Consider the following 16,521-nt stretch of genomic DNA (forward strand, 5'->3'; position numbering starts at 1 on the left):
GACGCGGCCACGCGCTGCAGGCTTCCCCTCCTGCAGGACTGTCACACGTAGAGCGCTGCGACCATCCTAGCGGGATTCCTGTGACTGGTGCGACAGAGAGACATAAATGACACCAGTGCAATCCGACGTGACGGGTTTCTACTCGTGGTCACAGTTGAAACCAGAAGTAACCAACGGGATAACTAACTACCCCCGCACGGGGGTATCAGTCGTCCTTGCCGGCGGGCCGGCCGAGCTCCTTCGACCGGTCCGCACAGGCCTCGAGGCCACGGAAGAACGCCTTCCGCAGACCGTTCTCCTCCAGTGAGCGCAGCGCCGCCGCCGTCGTCCCACCCGGGCTCGTGACATTCGCCCGGAGCTCCGACGGCGAGTTCTCCCCGGCCGCGAGCATCGTCGCCGCACCCTCGATGGTGCCGATGGCGAGCTTCTCCGCGGTCGCCCGGGTCAGACCCAGCTGCACGCCCGCATCCGTCATCGCCTCGGCGACGAGGAAGATGTAGGCCGGGCCGGAGCCGGAGACCGCGGTGACTGCGTCCATGTCCTTCTCCGCCACGACGATGGCGGTCCCGACGGACTCCATCAGCGCCCGGACCGCCTCCACCTGTCCCTCGCCCGCGAACCGGCCACCGGCGACGGCACTGGTGCCCTTCCCGACGAGCATCGGGGTGTTCGGCATGACACGCACCACCGGCACCCCCGCGGCCAGCGCACCCTCCAGGGTGTTCAGGCCCACACCCGCCGCCACGGAGACGACGACCGTCTCCGTGTCGTTCGCGTCGACAGTGTCCGCGATCTGTTCGAGGACCACCGGGATGATGTGCGGCTTGACCGACAGGACGACGTAGTCGGCCTCTGCGGCGGCCTCCTCAGGGTCCTCCGTCGTCGTGATGCCGTAACGCTCCCGCAGGACGTTGAGCCGCTCCGAGCTCGGGTCGACGACGACGACATCTTTCGCCGTGATGTCGGACGCCGCCCCCGTCTCGTCCGCGACAAGGCCCGACAACAGGGCCTCGCCGATGTTTCCTCCACCGATGATTGCGATTCGAGTCATGGCGTCCAGCGTGCCAGGCATCCCCCTCCCCCGCCACCGGCGCCCCCACCGGACGGGGCCCGGGCCGACGTTCCGGGGCGGTTGCGGACGCCGCCGTCGGTGTCGGGTTCACGAACCGAGGTGCCGGTCGACGCCCACGGATGCCGGGTTCACGAACCGAGGCGCTGTCCCGGGACAGGAAAATCGACCTGCCGGTTCGTTCCATGAGCACCGGGGTCAGCGTCAGTCCCCGGGTCTCCCTCCGCGTCTCCCCGGGTCTCCCCGGGTCTCCCCGGGGTCTTGTCCGCCGCGTCCCCCGGGACGGGGACTAGATAGACATGATCAGCCGTGGCCCCAGCGTCAGAGCCAGGCCCACGATGAACGCCAGCGCGAGGATCAACGTGTCCCGGTGGCGCAGCAGGGCATGCACCAGACCGACAACGACCAGCGTGACGATCAGGGCCATCACCAGCACCAGGACCGTCGCCAGGTGGTTCCACAGCACGGTGAAACCGAAGAAGATGAGGACGCCCAGGACGACCGCCCCCAGCGCCTGGCCGATCAGTGCACCCCACGAGATCGTGTCGTCCTCGTACTCGACAATCTCGTCGTCGCCGTGCACGGTCTCCGCCGCAGCGGCGGCCGCGGGGGCAGCCGCCGTCTCTCCGGCCGTCGCCCCGGCAGCTTCTGCAGTCCCGGCAGCCCCGGCAGCCTTGGCAGTCTCGTCGGGCTGGGCCGCGAGGCTGGTCGTCACCGTGGGATCGCCGGCGTCTCCGTCACGGTCGGTCGCCGCAACGTCCTGCACCTCGGCGTCTCTGTCAACGCTGTCAACGTTGTCGTCGTACTCCGAGGCCGCCAGCACGGCGTCCGGGGTCACCAGCGGTGCCACGGCGGTCGCCGCATCCGCCTGCTCCCTGTCAACACTGTCAGCACTCTCGGCACTCTCGGCACTCTCGGCGCTGTCAGCAGTGTCGGCAGTCTCAGCAACGTCATCGCTGTCAGCGGCCCAGTCGTCGCCGCCGGCCACCGGACGGTTGGGCACGAGCGTGCTGTCGGAGGCGACGAAGGTGCCGGTGGTCGCCGACGCGGCGCGCGGAGCCGGCTCCTGCGCCGGAGCCTGCGTCCGGTCCGTGGTACCGGTGGCGTCGGCGGCAGCAGCCGCGCCAGCACCGCCGGCATTGTCAGTGCTGTCAGCACCGTCGGTGGTCTCCGCGGCACCCGGTCCGCCGTGGCGGGCGTCGTGTTCGCGGTACTCGGGATCAGCGCCGGTGGGCCGCCCGTCCTCGTCGACGACGACGACCGGGATGTCACCGGTCAGCTCCGACACGGAGATGCCGCCCTGGTCCAGGTCGCGGTGGCGGCGCGGCCGCTCGGCACTGCGCCGACTACGACCGCCACCTTCCTTCGCGTTGCGGGCCAGCAGCTCCGCAACAGTCAGCTTCTCACTCATCCTTGCATTCCCATCGTCATTCATCGGAGGCGGAGACGGATATCAGCGGCAAGTCTACAGTCGCCGGGCGTCTACCCCTACTCTCCCCGCCGTTACCGCGTCGTGATGTTACCGGGAGTGTCCCCGGCCCGTCCGACCGTCCCGGCCGTCACATCAGTCAATATCGAACCCGTCAGCCCCATCGGCGGCGTCCGCCCGGCGCAGGATCACACCCTCCCGCAACGCCCACGGACACAGCTGCAACCGCTCGATCCCGAGGTGGCGCATGGTCGCCTCGGCGACCAACGCACCGGCCACGATCTGGTGCGACCGGTCCGCACTGACGCCCTCCAGCTCCGCCCGGTCCGCCGCCGTCATCCGGGAGATGAACGCCGTCAGCTGCCGCAGACCCGGTTGGGTGAGCTCACGGCGCACCCGCGGACCCGCCGACGACGGCGCCGAACCGGTCAGCCGGGCCAGCATCCGGAACGTCTTCGACGTCCCGACCGCCAGATCGACCGGGCCGGCGTCCTTCAGCTGCTTCACCGGCTCGGCGAGCGTCTCGTCGATGTACCCGGCAAGCGCCCGCACCTCCTTCTTCTTCGGCGGGTCAGTCTCGAACCACTCGTGGGTCAACCGCCCCGCGCCCAGGTTCACCGACAGGGCGACGTCCGGCATCTCGTTGACGCCCACCGACATCTCCAGCGAGCCGCCGCCGATGTCGAGGTCACAGATGCGTCCGGCCGACCAGCCGAACCAGCGCCGCACCGCCAGGAACGTCAGCTTCGCCTCCGCCGGCCCCGACAGGATGTTGAGGCGGACCCGGGCCTCCTTCTCCACATGGTCGAGGACCTTCTCGCCGTTCGTCGCCGAACGCAGCGCCGACGTCGCGAAGGGCAGCATCTCGTCGCAGTGGAACTGCTCGGCCATCTCCCGGGCGAGCCCCACCCCCTTCGTGAGCTTCTTGACACCTTTGTCGGTGATCGCCCCGTCGCCGTCGAGGTACTCGACGAGCCGCATGGGCGTCTTCCAGTTGCTCATGGGGGTGGGCGGCCCGCCGGGGGCCATGTCCACCACCACGAGATGGACCGTGTTACTTCCTACATCCAGGACGCCTAGTCGCACGGGCCCCAGAGTATCGGGTCTACGGTGGTGGCGTGAATCAACAGGCCGAAACCGTCACCCCGGCGTCCGGCTACCCGGACGGCACACCCGCCGATCTCGCGGTCCGTACCGGCCGGGAGGTCGCCGCCGACTATCCCCGCGAATGGCTGGAGTTCGTCGACCCCGCCGACCCCGACCACCTCGTCTCCGTCGACCTGACCTGGTTGTTGTCGACCTACCGCTGCCGGTTCGGCACCGCGGCCTGCCAGGGCATCGACCCGGCGAACCCGGACGCCGGCTGCTGCGTCCACGGCGCGTTCCTCACCGACGAGGACGACCGCGGCGCACTGCGCGAGATCGCGTCGAAACTCACCGACGACGACTGGCAGCTGCGCGGCGAGGTCCTCGCCGGCGCGTCCGGCACCTCCGGGGAGGACGCCGACCCCGAACCTTGGCTGGAATGGGACGAACTCGACGGCGACGACGGCGAGCCGGAGCCGGCGTTGAAGACCCGCACCCTGCGCGGCGCCTGCGTCTTCGCCAACCGGCGCGGCTTCCACGGCGGGGAAGGCTGCGCGCTGCACGGCTGGGCGCTGCGCCACGATGTGCCGATCACGGTGGCGAAGCCGGAGGTGTGCTGGCAGCTGCCGCTGCGCCGCCTGGAGGACAACATCACCCGGCCCGACGGGGTGGAGATGGTCCGCACCACCGTCACCGAGTACACCCGGCGCGGCTGGGGCGAGGGCGGGGAGGACTTCGACTGGTACTGCACCACCGACCCGGCCTGCCATGCCGGCACCACTCCCCTGTGGCGCAGCTGCACCGAGGAACTCACCGCGCTGATCGGCGAGGAGGCCTACGAGGTCGTCGCCGAGCACTGCCGGCAGCGTGAGGACATGGCCGCCGCCGCGCCGGACGCCGGCCTGGCACCCTCGGGTTTCCCCCTGCTCTCCATCCACCCGGCCACCGCGGTCGCGGCCGCCCGGTACACCCCGGCCGACCACCCGCACTGACGCCCCCGCTGACGCCCGGATGTCCGCATCGCGCGACGTGAGGTCGGTGGCGACCGTGCCCGACCATCCTGGCGTCGCGCGATGCTGACGGGCCCGGCTCATCGCGTCGTCAGGGTCCAGGGTCTCCCCACCGCCAGTGCGACCACGGTCAGCACCACACCGGTCAGGAGCACCGGCACAGCCCCGACTCCTTCTGCCCCGAAGCCGGCAGCCACCGCCCCCACCGGCGCCACGCCGACACCGACCATCTGGAATGTGCCGTTGACTCGTCCGATCCTGGAACGGTCGACTCTCCGTTGCCGCTCACTGATGAGGCTCACCCCGAAACACGGGACAAACAGTCCGGCGGACACCAGGATCAGCGCGATCACCGTCATCGACGTTCCCGCCAACGGGGCTGCCGTCGTCATGAGCAGTCCGGCAGCGCCGACCATCACCGTGCCGCGGAACCCGATTCGACGGGCCACCCTCGGAGCCGCGACACCTCCGACCGCGGCGGCCACGCCCACCATCGAAAACACCAGTCCCACCGTGCGGGCGTCCACCCCTGTGTCCTGCACGTAGTAGACGAGAGCGACGGCGGAACTCCCGGCGGCCAGGATATTGAGCGCGCCCACCGTACACATGGTGCGGAGAAGCCAGTTGTCAGCGAGAATCGTGCGTAACCCGACGCGGAGCTCACTCCGGAAACCGGCGGGGCCCCGGGCATCCGTGGCCGGCACCGGAACAGCAGACTCCTCGGGGCGTCCTGTCCGGGGCAACCTGATCAGCAGTGTCACGGCAGCTCCCACCGCCAGGATGCCGAGCACGTCGGTGACCGGGATCCCGACCGCCAGTCCGGCGAGACCCGGTGCCGCGAGCGAACCGCACACCGTCTGGACCGTCGACACTCCGCCGTAGACATCGGCGACGCGCTCCGGAGGGACCAACCGGGACGCCGCACTCTGGGACGACACATCTGTGACAACCTCCACCGCCGCCGAACAGAATGCGAAGACCATGAGCAGTCCGAGTGCACCGGCGTCCGCACCGTTCCACCATGCCAGGATGGTTGCCGGTACCAGGACCGCGGGTCTCGCCCAGGTCGACGCGGTGAGCGCGCCGACTGCTCCATGCCGGTCGACCGCCACCCCGACGACCGGCGCGGCGAGCCACGGCAGTAGCGCGGCGAAGCTGATGAGGCCGACCGCACCCGGACCGGCCCCTGCGTCGGCGGCAGCCAACGGAAGGTAGGCGCCGAACACACTGTCAATGAGATGTGCGCCGATGAGCAGCGCGAAGAATCTGCGGATCATGGTCCTGCCCGTGTGATGTGAGAATGTCGCACGCCGCAATCGGCCGCGGCGACCCGGTACCCCCTGTGGTGCTCACATCTCTACATGGCCGTGATGCTACCAGTCGCGCCGCGGACCGGCAGGTCATTCAATGTCCGCATCGCGCGACGTGAGGTCGGTGGCGACCGTGCCCGACCATCCTGGCGTCGCGCGATGCTGACGGGCCCGGCTCAGGCGAACTTGTAGCCCAGCCCCCGGACCGTCAGCAGCTGCACCGGATGCGACGGCTCCTCCTCCACCTTCGAGCGCAGCCGCTTGACGTGCACGTCCAGCGTCTTGGTGTCCCCCACGTAGTCCGACCCCCACACCCGGTCGATGAGCTGGGCCCGGGTCAGCACACGGCCCCGGTTGCGCAGCAGGTACTCCAGCAGGTCGAACTCCTTGAGCGGCAGCGGGACATCCTCACCGTCGACGGTGACGGTGTGCCGGTCGACGTCCATCGTCACCCGGCCACCGCGCAGCACCGTCTCCGCGCCCTCACCGGCAGAACCGGCTTCACCGCCCGGTGCGTCCCGGCCCCGCCGCAGCACCGCACGGATCCGGGCGATCAGTTCGCGGGCCGAGTACGGCTTGGTGACGTAGTCGTCGGCGCCGAGTTCCAGGCCCACCACCTTGTCGATCTCACTGTCGCGGGCGGTCACCATGATCACCGGGACGGCGGAACCGGTGCGCAGCTGCCGGCAGACCTCCGTGCCCGACATCCCCGGGAGCATGAGGTCGAGCAGGACGATGTCGACCGGTCCGGTGGAGGTCGTCGGCGCGGTGCGGAAGGCGTCCAGTCCGGATGGTCCGTCGACCGCCGCCGTGACGGCGAACCCCTCCTTCCGCAGCAGGAAGGTCAGGGGTTCAGCGAGGGATTCCTCGTCCTCGACGATCAGGACATGCGCCTCGTGGGTAACGTCAGTCACGTCCCCCAACCTTAGCCACGGTCCCGGATGTCCGGACCCTGATCACCGTCTTTTCGCCCGCTGTTCACCTTCGCTTCACCCTGCGCGTCACCCGGCGCTGCACCCGCGGCGCCGCCCGGCGCGACGAAGTCGGGTGCGGTGAGCCGCTCCTGGTCCGGGACCTGCCCGGGCGTCCCGTCCCCCTCGCCCCGGTACAGCGGCAGCTCCAGGGAGAAGGTGGACCCGGTCCCCGGCCGCGACCACAGCGAGATGTTCCCGTTGTGGTTGATGGCGGTGTGCTTCACCAGCGCCAGACCCAGTCCGGTACCACCCGTCCCCCGCGAGCGGGCCTTGTCCACCCGGTAGAACCGCTCGAAGACGCGCTTCTGGTCCTCCGGGGCGATGCCGATACCGTGGTCGGTGACCCGGACGACGACCGACCCGCCCTTGACGGCACGGGTCACCGAGACCGGCGTCTGCTCCGGCGAGTAGTTGACCGCGTTGGTGATGAGGTTCGCCACGGCGGTGACGAGCAGCTGGTGGTCACCGAGGATGCGGGCACCGCAGGCCGCGTTGGTGCGCAGGACGGTGCCCCGGACCTCGGCGGCGGTGCGGCAGCGTGCGACGGCATCGTCGACGACCTCGTCGATGTCGACGGGCACCGGGTCCGGCAGTGCCTCGGCCCCCTGCAGTTTCGACAGGGCGATGAGTTCGGAGATCATCTCCGCCATCCGGTGGGACTCGCCGGACAGTTTCTCCCCGAAGTAGGCGACCGCATCCGGATCCTCGGACGCCTCGAGCATGGTCTCCACCAGCAGCGAGATCGCCCCGACCGGAGTCTTGAGTTCGTGGGAGACGTTCGCCACGAAATCGCGGCGGGCCGCTTCCATCCGGACGTTCTCCGAGTTGTCCTCGGCGAAGACGACCACGAACCGGTCATCGAGGCTGGTCAGCACGGAGACCGAGACCGCCACCGAGAACACCGGCCGGTCGCCGCGGCGTTCCGCCCGGGGCCGGTAGACGGCGTCCCGGTGCTCCCCGTCGTCGAAGACGAGTGCGGCGAGCCGCCACACCTCGGGGATGAGGACACGGTCCCGGATGAGCCCGAGGTCACGGGCCCGCTGGTTCTCCACCACCACGTCCTGCCGCCGGTCGACGACCGCGATCCCCAGTGGTGAGGCCTCCAGCACGAAGTGCATCACCTGGGCGACCGTGGCGACCTGATGGGAGGGGTCGGTCGTCTCCACCACCTGCCGGGACGCCGCCTCCCGACGTCGCCGTCGGACAACCGTCACGACCAGAACCGTGACGGCCACGAGGACCAGGACGACGACAACGCCGCCCGCCCCCAGAACCGCCCCCCATGCGCGTTCGGTCATCGGTCCGGGCGGGTCTACTTGCCGCCCTGGGCGGCGACGGCGGCCGCGCCGGCCTCCGCAGCCTCCGGGTCGAGGTACTCGCCCCCGGGGTTGAGGACGCTGCCGGTGCCGTCGAAGCGGTAGACCAGCGGGATACCCGTGGGGATGTTCAGACCGGCGATGTCGTCGTCGGAGATGCCGTCGAGGTGCTTGACCAGGGCGCGCAGCGAGTTGCCGTGCGCGGCGACGAGGACGGTCTCGCCCTTCTCCAGCCGGGGCAGCAGCTCGGTGCGGAAGTAGGGCACGAGGCGCTTGACGACGTCGAGCAGGCACTCGGTGCGCGGGACCTGCGGCAGGCCCGCGTACCGCGGGTCGCCGGCCTGGGAGTACTCCGAGTCGTCGTCGAGCTCGGGCGGCGGGGTGTCGTAGCTGCGGCGCCACGCCATGAACTGGTCGTTGCCGTACTTCTCCTTGGTCTCCGCCTTGTTGAGACCCTGCAGGGCACCGTAGTGGCGCTCGTTGAGGCGCCAGTCGCGCTTCACGGGGATCCAGAGCCGGTCGGCGGTGTCCAGCGCGATGTGCGCGGTGGTGATCGCCCGGCGCAGCAGCGAGGTGTAGAGGATCTCCGGTCGCAGGCCGTTGTCGGCGATGAGGCGGCCGGCGTTGCGGGCCTCCTCGCGGCCCTGGTCGGTGAGGTCGACGTCGACCCACCCGGTGAACTGGTTGGAGGCGTTCCACTCGCTCTGCCCGTGACGCAGCAGGATGAGGGTGCCGTTGCTCGAATCACTCATGGGGTTCATTGTGCCACGCGTCCCTCCGCGTCACCGGGTGGGGTTCCATCGGCCGGACCCCCGTATCCCACCCCCTGGGACGGCACAGGACGCCCCGGGCTACTGCCCCGGACTACTGCCCCGGCGCCGGCGGCAGCGTGCCCTCACCCGGCGCGACCGGGGATTCGGGGCGTCCCTCCTCGTAGTCCGGACGCAGCCGCTGGAACGCCGCCAGGTTGAATGTCGGCTCCCCGCGCTTGAGACGCCACTTCCACTCCCGCCGGATCGAACTCTCGAAACCGAGCTCGAGGATGTGGTTGAAGTCGCCGTCGGCCAGTTCCAGGATCTGCCCGAGGACCCGCTGGATGTCCTCGGCGGTGACCGAGTCCGGCAGTTGTCCGGCCAGGTAGATGTCGTTGTTGTTGTCGAGGGTGTAGTGCACCCCGAAAGCCCTGCGGTTGTGCTGCAGCAGCAGCCGGTACACCTCGGTGTGCGCCTCCTCGACCGCGCGGCAGACGAACGCCTCCACCCGGAACATGCCGTCCTGCGGGATGAACAGAGCGTTGGTCTTCAACCGTTTCTCCCCCGGCAACACCACCACCGCCACACCGTTGGAGATCTGGTAGTCGACCTCCGCCTCGTCCAGGAGTCCGGTCAGTGCGTCAAGTCTCATGGTCCCCGAAGATACCCCGCAACTAGTCGGTCCGGGCGCCGGCCGGCGAACGTCGCGGCGTTCCGTCGACCCCCGAGCACGTCGGGTCGCCGGCGCAGCGGTACTCGGTGAGCATGCGCTCCACCGTGGCGTCCCACGAATACCGGGCGGCGTGGGCGGGCGCGGCCTGCCCCATGGCGATCCGCAGGTCGTCGTCGATGACCAGCCGGCCGAGCGCGTCCGCCCACCGGGACGGGTCGTGGCCGTCGACGAGCAGGCCGGTCTCCCCCTCGGTGACGGTCATCGGCAGGCCGCCGACCCGGGCGGCGACGACGGGGGTGCCGGAGGCCTGTGCCTCCAGCGCCACGAGTCCGAAGGACTCGTTGTAGCTCGGCACCGCGATCATGTCGGCGGCCTGGTAGACGGTCACCAGTTCCTCGGGGGGACGCGGCGACAGGAACCGCACGTACCCCGAGACCCCCAGTTCGGCGGCGAGGTCGTGCAGTTCGTCGGGGCGTTCCAGTCCGGTACCGGAGGGGCCGCCGCACACCACGACCCGGATGTTCTGCTCCGGGTGCTGCCGGATGAGTTCCGCGGCGGCCCGCAGCAGGATGTGCGGACCCTTGAGCCGCTGGAGGCGTCCGATGAAGGCGATGACCTTGGCGCGCAACGGGATGCCGAGTTCCCGGCGGGCACGTTCGGTCGCCCGGTCGGACCCCGGGGTGAACCGGTCGATGTCCACGCCCGGCGGGACGACGGCGATCCGGGCCGGGTCCGCGTCGTAGGCGGCGGTCAGCGCGGCCTCCTCCTCGGCGGTGTTGACGATGAGCCGGTCGGCGTTGTCGACGATCTGCTGCTCACAGATCCGGCGGGACTCGGGTTCGGGCGTGTCCCCGTCGGCCAGACCGAGGTTCTTCACCGCCGCCCAGGTGTGCGCGGTGTGCACCATCGGCACACCCCACAGGTCGCGCAGCAGCCAGCCGACCTGGCCGGACAGCCAGTAGTGGCTGTGGATCAGGTCGTAGACGCCCGCCCCGGTGCGGGTGCAGGCGTCCTCCGGCACGTCGGAGCGCCGCGTGGCCTCCTCCCGGGCGAACTCCAGCACCGAGCCGGTGAAGGCGGTCAGCTGGGTGGGCAGGGATTCCTTCGCCAGCCCCTCGAACGGGCCGGCCACACAGTTGATGACCCGGAACCCGGGTTCGACCTCCACGATCTCGCCCTGCGAGGCGCGGGTGGCGCGGGTGAACACGTCGACCTCCACCCCGTGGGACGCCAGGTGCGAGGCGACGTTGCGGACATAGACGTTCATTCCCCCGGCGTCCCCGATCCCCGGCTGCTCGAGGGGCGAGGTGTGCATGGAGATCATGGCGACGCGCATGAGCTCCGAGTGTAGTCACGGCGGGATCCTCCGCGCCGGATCAGTCGCGCCGGACCAGTCCGGCACGTTCACTCCGGCAGGCTGACGCCCACCCACACCGGCTCCGGCACCAGCGTGACCCCGAAGGCCGCCCGCACCCCGTCGCGGACCGCGGTCGCCAGGGCGACGATGTCGGCGGTCGTCGCCCCACCCCGGTTGGTCAGCGCCAGGGTGTGCTTGGTCGAGAGCCCCGCACGCCCGGTACCGCCGTCGTCGGCCGGCACCTGCCAACCGCGGGTGAAGCCGGCCCGGTCGATCAGCCAGGCGGCGGAGAGTTTGAACCCCTCGCCGGCCGGATAGCAGGGCATCGTCGCGGCGACATCCGCACCGCAGCGGGCGGTGACCGCGGCGATCACGGCGTCACGGGCGGCGGCGTCCGGCACGACCGGGTTGGTGAAGAAGGAGCCCGCGGACCAGGTGTCGTGGTCGTCGACGTCGAGCACCATGCCCTTGCCACGGCGCAGCGCGAGCACCGCCTCCCGCACGTCGGCGACCGGACGCCGCGGCCGGTCCTCGTCCGCCCCGACACCCAGCCGCCGGGCCAGTTCCCCGAACCGCAGCGGTGCGGAGAGTCCGTCGGTGGTCAGCCGGAATTCCACCGCGGTGACGACCGCGCGGCCGGTGAACTTCAGGTTCGAGTACCGGTAGGCCAGCTCGAGGGACGCCGGATCGACCCAGTCCAGGGTGCCGGTGGTGCGGTCGTAGAGTTCGACCCGCGACAGGGTGCGGGAGACCTCCGCACCGTAGGCACCGACGTTCTGCACCGGGGTGGCGCCGACCGACCCCGGGATCCCCGACAGGCACTCCAGTCCGCCGAGGCCGGCCGCGACGGTCACGGCGACGAGATCGTCCCAGACCTCACCGGCGAAGGCCGTCACGGTTCCGGTGGTGGTGTCGACCACCGGGGCGGCGTCCTCCCCCCGGCCGGGGGCGAGTACCACGGCGACGAGCCCGGCGACGTCCTCCCCCACGACAAGATTCGAGCCGCCGCCGACGACGAGCAGCGGCACCGCCGCCCGGTCGAGGGTGCCGACCACCGTGGCCACCGCTGCAGGGCTGCTGCAGACGAGGGTGGCGGCCGGTGTGCCGCCGATGCGGAGGGTCGTGAGATCGGCGAAGGAGCGGTCGGTGCGCGCCACGCCGTCGGTCCGGGCGAGAGCGTCGATCATTTCGGAAGAGGGATAACTCACCCCGCTAACGGTAGTCTGTCCGCATGACTACTCACATCGAAACCTCCGCGTCGGTCACGTCCGGCATCGACAAGGTCTGGTCGACCCTCTCCGACAAGGCCTACTGGGAGTACGACGCGGCCAATCTCTCCGACGAGCCGGGCGAGGTCAACGAGTTCTCCGCCGGCGACAACGGCCTGGACGTCACCCTCTTCGAGGTGCTGCCGACCGAGGCCCTCCCCGAGGCCGTGCGCTCCATGGTCTCCCAGAACCTCAAGCTCAAGCGGGTCATCCACTTCGACACGCCGGCCGACGGTGTCGCCCCCGGTGAGATGAGCGCCGAGATCAAGGGCGCGCCGGTGAAGTTCACCGCCGAGCTCACCCTCACCGGTGACGACGCCTCCACCACCCTCGAGGCCGAGGCCGACATCGACGTGACCATCCCGATGATCGGTGCGGTCATCGAGCCGAAGGTCGCGGACGCCGTCCGGGACATCATCGTCAACGAGGTCTCCCTCGTCGAGAAGTACATCAGCGACAACGCCTGACCGCAGCGTCGGTGAGGTGCTGGTGATGTGCCGGTGAGATGCCGGCAGCGCACAACCGCCTGCCCGCCCACTGGGAATCCGGTACCAGATCGGGTGGCACGCCCCTCCCCGCTGGCGGGACGCCACCCCCGTGGGCCACACTGTTGCGGTGACTACCTCTGAACAACCCCGACAGCGCTCCGGCCGGTGGATCAAGATCCTGGTGGCCGTGGTCATCGTCATCCTCCTGCTCATCGCCGCCGCCGAGTTCGGTCTGCGGGCCTACCTCAAGGGCACCGTCGCCGACGAGATGCGCAGCTCCGCCCAGGACAAGGGCGTGGAGCTCAGCGACGATCCGGAGGTCAGCTTCGGCTCCGCCCCACTGATCGGCGGACTCGTCCGGGGGAAGATCCCGGAACTCACGATGTCACTGCCGTCGAGTCTCTCGGTGAACTACCAGGACTCCGACCGGTCGAAACCCGTCGTGAGCGGCCAGCCCGCCGTGAAGGCGACGATGAAGAACGTCGAGACCGGTGGCGACAACGGCACCATCGGGTCGCTGACGGTCGACACGACCCTGCCGCCCGAGTACCTCCTCGCCGAGGTACAGAAGGCCATGTCGGAGGGTGACGGTGCCGGCGGTTCCGGCAGCGGGTCTGCCGGGCAGTCCGGTCGCCCGGCGCAGGACGCCGCCCCGAACCCGCTCGCCGGGCTCATGAAGATCGACGGGGTGGAGCCGAACACCGCCGACCAGACCCTCGACGTCCGGATCGCGGGCGGACTGGCGACCGTGGCGATGAAACCTTCGGTCACCGACCAGGGATTCATCATGGAGGTCGCGGACGTGAAGCTGCTCGGTTTCAGTCTCCCGGACTCCCTGACCGATTCGTTGAAGGACTCCCTCCAGCAGTCCGTCGACCAGTCGGACAACCTGCAGATCACCGACGCCGAGATCACCGACGACGGCCTGAAGGTCCGGTTGACCGGGCACGATGTCACCATGGACGATCTCGCCGAGGACGCCTCCGGCTTCTCGGAGGGCAGCGGGTCCGGTAACGGATCGGGTCAGGGCCCGAGCCAGAGTCCGAGTCAGGGCCCGAATCAGGGAACCGGAGCAACCACGGGATCCGCCGCCGCCTGATGCACGGGCAGGCCCCGACGGAACGCCCCCTGAGCCCGGCGCTGAACCCGATGTCCGCGGAACGAACCGACAGGCGGATTTTCCGGTCTCTGAGCGGCACCTCGGTTCGTGAACTCGACCTACGCAGGAGCAACCGACCCCTCGGTTCGTGAACCCGACACCGGCGGCGAATCCACCACCTCCCCGATTGGTGCGTCCGGCACTCAGCCAGCACACCGGTCGGTACAGCCGGAACTAGGCCGGCGCTCCGGCGAGGATCGCCGCGGGTGCCGAGACACCGAGCCGCGTCGCCCCCGCCGTGATCATCGCCACCGCCGTGTCCCAGTCCCGGATCCCCCCGGAAGCCTTCACACCCAGGCCACCGGAACCGGAACGGCCGGGCTGACCGGGCTGGCCGGGTCGACCGGCCCGGCCGCCGACCTCGTCGGCCATGATCTCCACCGCCGCGACACTCGCCCCACCGGCCGGGTGGAACCCCGTCGAGGTCTTCACGTAGTCGGCCCCCGCGGTCTGCGCCGCCCGGCAGGCGGTGCGCAACTGCTGTTCGTCGAGCAGCGCCGACTCCAGGATGACCTTGAGGACCACCGGGTGCGGCACCGCCTCACGGACCGCCACGATCTCACTGATCAGTGCATTGGCGTCGCCGGCCAGGGCATTGGCGATGTCGATGACCATGTCGATCTCCACGGCGCCGGCACTCACCGCCAGGCGCGCCTCCGCCGCCTTCACCAGCGGATGATGCTTACCCGAGGGGAAGCCCACCACCGTCGCGGTGCGCAGCGTGTCGGGCACGTCGAGCGGCAGCATCGACGGGGACACACAGACCGCCCCGCAGCCCAGGTCGGCGGCCGTGGCGACCAGCGCCGCCGCGTCGGCACGTGAGGCCTCCGGCTTGAGCAGCGTGGCGTCCATGACCGCGGCGACCTGCGCCCGCGTCGGTACCCCGGTCGCGGTCACTGGGCGTTCCCCAGGACCTCGCGCACCGCGGGCCGGACATCCTGCCAGTACACGCCGACGACGACCGCCCCGATGATCCAGATGAACCCGACCCCCGCCGGGATGAAGATGAGGATCGCCAGCGCACTGCCGCCGAGGGCGAGGATCCAGTTCATCTTGCCGCGGTCGATGACGGTGAAGGCGTCCTCCCTCGTCATCGCGACCTGGATGGCACCGACGACCGCGAGGACGACAATGACCAGCTCGATGATGATCTGGAGGCTCCAGAGAAGATTGTTGGCGGTGATGAGGGCGTCCATGATCCCCGAGTCTAGAACACGTCGGTCAGAACACGGCGAAGGCGAGCTCGGACAACGAGTAGATCGCCAGTCCCGCCAGTGCGCCCACCACCGTGCCGTTGACGCGGATGAACTGGAGGTCCTTGCCGACCATCAGCTCGATCCGGTCGCTGGCCTCCGCGGCGTCCCACCGCTCGACGGTCTCGCCGATGATCGCGGTCACCGACCCGGCGTAGTTCTCCGCGAGGTAGGACGCCGCCCCGACGATCCGGGTCTCCAGCTCGTCCCGCAGGTCCGGCTCATCGCGGACGCGGGCCGCGAAGTCGGTGACCCACCCGACGATCTTGCGCCGCAGCAGCGACTCGGGGTCCCGGGCCATCTCCGTCACCGTCGAGCGCACCGACTCCCACACCGTGGCCGGCAGTGCCTGCGCCGCGCCGGACGAGAGGATGTCCTGTTTGAAGCCCTCCACCCGGGTGATGGTCTGCGGGTCGTGCTGCAGATCCTGGGCGAGGTCCCGGAGGAAGCGACGCAGTGAATGGCGGGCGTCATGGTCGGGGTTCGCCCGGACCTCGGCGGTGAACGCCTCCAGTTCCCGGCGGACCTTGTCCCCCACCATCTCCCGGATGAATTTCGGGGCCCAGGACGGCGTCCGCTCGTCGATGAGCCGGGCGATCGTGTCCCCGTTGGCCCGGACCTTCTCGTCCACCCAGATGATGACGGTGTTCTCCGCCTTGGCGGTGCGGCCCTCGGTGATGAGCTGTTCCAGTGCGCGGCCCAGCGGCGGTCCCCAGGCCGGTTCGGCGGCGCGGTCGACGACGAGGGTCCGCAGCACCTGCTCGGCCTCCGCCGGGTCGATCCCGTTGACGACGAGGTCGAGGAGGCGTCCGGCCTCGGCCCCGACCTTCCCGGCGCCGCCGCCGTCGAGGACCCAGGTGGCCGCGCGCTGCGGGATCTCCGCCTCGGAGAGCTTCCGGGTGATCAGTGTGGCGTTGAGGAAGTTCTCGCCGACAAAGGTGCTCAGCGCATGGCCGACCTGGTCCTTCTTCTCCTTGATGATCGCGGTGTGCGGGATGGGGATACCCAGCGGATGGCGGAACAGTGCGGTGACGGCGAACCAGTCGGCCAGGGCACCCACCATGCCGGCCTCGGCGGCGGCGCGGACGTACCCGGTCCAGCCGCCGTCCCGCCCGGTGGCCTCGAGCCAGCGGCACACGAGGTAGATGACCGTCGCGAGGACGAGCAGTCCGGTCGCGACCGTCTTGTGGCGGCGCAGGTCCGCCCGCCGTGCCGCCTCGTCCTCCGGGGAGGGGCCGGGGACGGGCAGGGGCGCCGGGGCGCCGGGTTGCCCGGTGTCTGGGGTGTGGTCGGCAGGAGTGGTCACGGCGTCCAGTATCCCACCGTCGTGCCGGACGCGGCGGCGCGGGCGGCCGCCCATGACAGAGCGGCGGGCCC

At 70.2% G+C, this 16,521-nt stretch carries 16 protein-coding genes; 3 read left to right on the top strand and 13 right to left on the bottom strand.

Annotation, left to right across the window (positions count from 1 at the left end; all coding sequences use genetic code 11):
• Positions 1 to 205: 205 nt before the first annotated feature.
• The 3 genes from proC to FSW06_RS07300 all read right to left on the bottom strand — a co-directional run bounded on the left by proC (position 206) and on the right by FSW06_RS07300 (position 3,584).
• Positions 206 to 1,051 (bottom strand): pyrroline-5-carboxylate reductase, encoded by an 846-nt coding sequence (proC, locus tag FSW06_RS07290; protein ID WP_029449650.1) that lies wholly within the window; start codon positions 1,049 to 1,051, stop codon positions 206 to 208.
• 307 nt (positions 1,052 to 1,358) lie between these two features.
• Complete coding sequence (locus FSW06_RS07295; protein WP_010120930.1) at positions 1,359 to 2,480, bottom strand: MerC domain-containing protein; 1,122 nt, start codon at positions 2,478 to 2,480, stop codon at positions 1,359 to 1,361.
• Positions 2,481 to 2,633: 153 nt separating this feature from the next.
• Positions 2,634 to 3,584: a Ppx/GppA family phosphatase gene (locus tag FSW06_RS07300; protein WP_029449653.1), complete on the bottom strand. Its 951-nt coding sequence runs from the start codon at positions 3,582 to 3,584 to the stop codon at positions 2,634 to 2,636.
• Between the two features lie 32 nt (positions 3,585 to 3,616).
• Here FSW06_RS07300 and FSW06_RS07305 point away from each other — a divergent pair, with 32 nt between their 5' ends.
• Positions 3,617 to 4,576 (top strand): DUF3109 family protein, encoded by a 960-nt coding sequence (locus FSW06_RS07305; protein WP_010120934.1) that lies wholly within the window; start codon positions 3,617 to 3,619, stop codon positions 4,574 to 4,576.
• A gap of 98 nt (positions 4,577 to 4,674) precedes the next feature.
• Here the strand turns inward: FSW06_RS07305 and FSW06_RS07310 are convergent, their stop codons facing one another.
• The 7 genes from FSW06_RS07310 to FSW06_RS07340 all read right to left on the bottom strand — a co-directional run bounded on the left by FSW06_RS07310 (position 4,675) and on the right by FSW06_RS07340 (position 12,163).
• Entirely contained in the window at positions 4,675 to 5,871 is a 1,197-nt protein-coding gene (locus FSW06_RS07310; RefSeq protein ID WP_010120936.1) for an MFS transporter, read from the bottom strand.
• Between the two features lie 209 nt (positions 5,872 to 6,080).
• Positions 6,081 to 6,818, bottom strand: a complete 738-nt coding sequence (locus FSW06_RS07315; protein ID WP_010120937.1) for a response regulator transcription factor — start codon at positions 6,816 to 6,818, stop codon at positions 6,081 to 6,083.
• 11 nt (positions 6,819 to 6,829) lie between these two features.
• Positions 6,830 to 8,176 (bottom strand): sensor histidine kinase, encoded by a 1,347-nt coding sequence (locus tag FSW06_RS07320; protein WP_010120939.1) that lies wholly within the window; start codon positions 8,174 to 8,176, stop codon positions 6,830 to 6,832.
• Between the two features lie 14 nt (positions 8,177 to 8,190).
• On the bottom strand, positions 8,191 to 8,946 hold the full coding sequence (locus FSW06_RS07325; protein WP_029449656.1) for a phosphoglyceromutase: 756 nt from the start codon (positions 8,944 to 8,946) through the stop codon (positions 8,191 to 8,193).
• Between the two features lie 112 nt (positions 8,947 to 9,058).
• Positions 9,059 to 9,598, bottom strand: coding sequence for a type III secretion system chaperone family protein (locus tag FSW06_RS07330; protein WP_010120943.1), 540 nt, complete (start codon positions 9,596 to 9,598; stop codon positions 9,059 to 9,061).
• 22 nt (positions 9,599 to 9,620) lie between these two features.
• Positions 9,621 to 10,955: a D-inositol-3-phosphate glycosyltransferase gene (gene mshA, locus FSW06_RS07335; protein ID WP_010120945.1), complete on the bottom strand. Its 1,335-nt coding sequence runs from the start codon at positions 10,953 to 10,955 to the stop codon at positions 9,621 to 9,623.
• 68 nt (positions 10,956 to 11,023) lie between these two features.
• A complete protein-coding gene (locus FSW06_RS07340) occupies positions 11,024 to 12,163 on the bottom strand; it encodes a UDP-N-acetylmuramate dehydrogenase (RefSeq protein WP_010120947.1) in 1,140 nt (379 codons plus the stop codon).
• Positions 12,164 to 12,207: 44 nt separating this feature from the next.
• On the opposite strand from FSW06_RS07340, the gene FSW06_RS07345 reads away from it, so the two are divergent.
• Positions 12,208 to 12,711 (top strand): DUF2505 domain-containing protein, encoded by a 504-nt coding sequence (locus FSW06_RS07345; RefSeq protein WP_010120948.1) that lies wholly within the window; start codon positions 12,208 to 12,210, stop codon positions 12,709 to 12,711.
• A 148-nt stretch (positions 12,712 to 12,859) separates the two neighbouring features.
• On the top strand, positions 12,860 to 13,831 hold the full coding sequence (locus FSW06_RS07350) for an LmeA family phospholipid-binding protein (RefSeq protein ID WP_238525966.1): 972 nt from the start codon (positions 12,860 to 12,862) through the stop codon (positions 13,829 to 13,831).
• 234 nt (positions 13,832 to 14,065) lie between these two features.
• Here the strand turns inward: FSW06_RS07350 and deoC are convergent, their stop codons facing one another.
• From deoC to FSW06_RS07365, 3 genes are read right to left on the bottom strand one after another with little or no spacing between them, the layout of a single operon-like run.
• On the bottom strand, positions 14,066 to 14,743 hold the full coding sequence (gene deoC, locus FSW06_RS07355) for a deoxyribose-phosphate aldolase (RefSeq protein WP_050801980.1): 678 nt from the start codon (positions 14,741 to 14,743) through the stop codon (positions 14,066 to 14,068).
• 41 nt (positions 14,744 to 14,784) lie between these two features.
• A complete protein-coding gene (locus tag FSW06_RS07360; RefSeq protein WP_010120953.1) occupies positions 14,785 to 15,087 on the bottom strand; it encodes a DUF2516 family protein in 303 nt (100 codons plus the stop codon).
• A gap of 25 nt (positions 15,088 to 15,112) precedes the next feature.
• On the bottom strand, positions 15,113 to 16,504 hold the full coding sequence (locus tag FSW06_RS07365; protein ID WP_010120956.1) for a DUF445 domain-containing protein: 1,392 nt from the start codon (positions 16,502 to 16,504) through the stop codon (positions 15,113 to 15,115).
• Between the last annotated feature and the right edge of the window lie 17 nt (positions 16,505 to 16,521).

Origin of the sequence: Corynebacterium nuruki S6-4, assembly GCF_007970465.1 — a bacterium.
Lineage (GTDB): Bacteria > Actinomycetota > Actinomycetes > Mycobacteriales > Mycobacteriaceae > Corynebacterium > Corynebacterium nuruki.